This window comes from Bradyrhizobium sp. Crot121 (genome assembly GCF_059512385.1).
On sequence record NZ_JCAMOR010000539.1, the window covers coordinates 1 to 310 of the forward strand.

Here is a 310-nt window from a genome sequence, read left to right on the forward strand (position 1 = left end):
GTTGAACCGGCTTGTTAGTTGGAAACTGATCGCTCCTGATCCTTTTCTATCACGCAGCCAGAGATTCTGTCTGCTGCAGTTGCTGTGGGCATGTGGTCAACGCGGCAGCGTTGTCCACCATGTCCACAGCCTTGTCGGCGTGCATCCGCTCGCGCCAGACTGCCATCGGCGTGCGATAGCCGAGGGCCTGATGAAGGCGACGATCGTTGTAGAAGGCAATCCAGCTCGCGACCCCTGCCTTGGCCTCGCGGCCGTCGGCATAGCCCTTGAGATAGATGTCCTCATGCTTGAGCGACCGCCACAGCCGCTC

Annotated in this window: 1 pseudogene; it reads right to left on the bottom strand. The window is 60.0% G+C overall.

The features are described 5' to 3' along the window. Positions 1–151: 151 nt before the first annotated feature. Positions 152–310, bottom strand: a pseudogene (locus AC5ZGW_RS47835) (integrase core domain-containing protein); the annotation flags it as partial.